Source organism: Streptomyces sp. UH6, from assembly GCF_013421635.1.
Classification (GTDB): Bacteria; Actinomycetota; Actinomycetes; order Streptomycetales; family Streptomycetaceae; genus Streptomyces; species Streptomyces abyssomicinicus.
Genome location: NZ_JACADT010001267.1, coordinates 1 through 1,336, shown reverse-complemented (window position 1 = coordinate 1,336; position 1,336 = coordinate 1). Strand labels below are relative to the sequence as shown.

Below are 1,336 nucleotides of genomic sequence, written 5' to 3'. Positions count from 1 at the left end.
CGCGGTGCTGCTGGTGTCCGGCGGCGCCTGGGGGGTCACCAGCGCCTTCAGCCTGTGGGGCTCCGAGCTGGTGGGCGCGCTGGGCGGGCATCCGGAGAACTGGACCTGGTGGCAGCGTCCCGGCAACGCGGAGATGCTCGCCGGCCCGGTGCTGGCCGACAAGACCAGCCTCACCGACATCGGCATCATGATCGGGGCCGCGGTCGCCGCCTCGCTCGGCGGTACCTGGGCCCTGCACCGGAACATCCCCTGGCGCACGGCGGTCGCGGCGGTTCTCGGCGGTGTGCTGATGGGCATCGGCGCGCGCCTGGCCGGCGGGTGCAACATCGGCGCCTACCTGGCGGGGATCGCCTCGGGCAGCCTGCACGGCTGGCTGTGGGGGGCGTTCGCGCTCGGCGGGACGTGGATCGGCCTGAAGCTGCGTCCGCTGTTCGGCCTGGGCAACCCCAAGCCGGGCGACGGCGTCTGCTGAGCCCCCGGAGCCCCGCTCGCTTTGCGGAGGAACCGGTTCCGCCCCGTCCGGGTTGTGACCGTCCGGCCACGGAGCGAGTTCAGGCTTCCGTACCGGCAGAAACACATGTTTGACTGGCGTTCGCCTGCCTCGGCAGGCTCCGCCGTCGTCTCCCAGAGAAGTGCGCCGTGCCCTTTTCCCTGCCGCTCGCTCTCACTGTGCGCCTGGTGCCGGTCGTCGTCCTCGCCACGGCCGGCTGGGCGATGTCCGCCGGTCCGCTCGCCGACCCGCCGGAGGCGGCGGCGAGCAGCGAGAAGTCCGGCTCCTCCGGCACGTCACCGGACTCCGGCGGCGAGGACGGCGGGACCGGGAAGGGCGCGGGCGAGGACGAGGGCTCCTCCGGAGGGTCCGACGAGCAGGAGAAGACGTACGAGAAGGCGCCGGACCCCTGCAAGGCGGTCTCCAAGAAGACCGTCACCTCGCTGGTGCCGGGGAAGCTGACCACCGGCGAACTCGCGTCCACCGACAAGGACGTGCGCAGGATGTGTCAGTGGCACGCGCTCAAGGGCTACTCGTACCGCTGGCTCGACGTCTCCTACGAGATACGCCGGTCCAACGAGGACGCGCAGAAGGCCTTCGACCGTGTCGTCGCCGACGGCAAGGGCGGGCCGTTCGAGGGACTCGGCGACGAGGCGTACTCGCTGAGCGCCAAGACCAGCGACAAGGGCAACAAGGTCCAGGAGACCGAGCTGACGGTCCGTTCGGGCAACGCCCTGGTCGTGGTCACGTACAACGGCGGCGACTTCGTCGAGAAGACGACGCCGAGCGCCGACAAGATCCGCGACGGCGCGGCGAAGGCGGCCGGCGAGGCGCTGGCCGCACTGG

2 protein-coding genes are annotated in these 1,336 nt (G+C 71.6%); both read left to right on the top strand.

Translation table 11 applies throughout. The features are described from left to right. The coding region (locus HW445_RS31150; protein WP_180224132.1) for a YeeE/YedE thiosulfate transporter family protein at positions 1–472 on the top strand (472 nt) is incomplete at its 5' end. 167 nt (positions 473–639) lie between these two features. Continuing rightward, on the top strand, positions 640–1,336 hold a 697-nt coding region (locus tag HW445_RS31145), incomplete at its 3' end, for a hypothetical protein (RefSeq protein WP_180224131.1).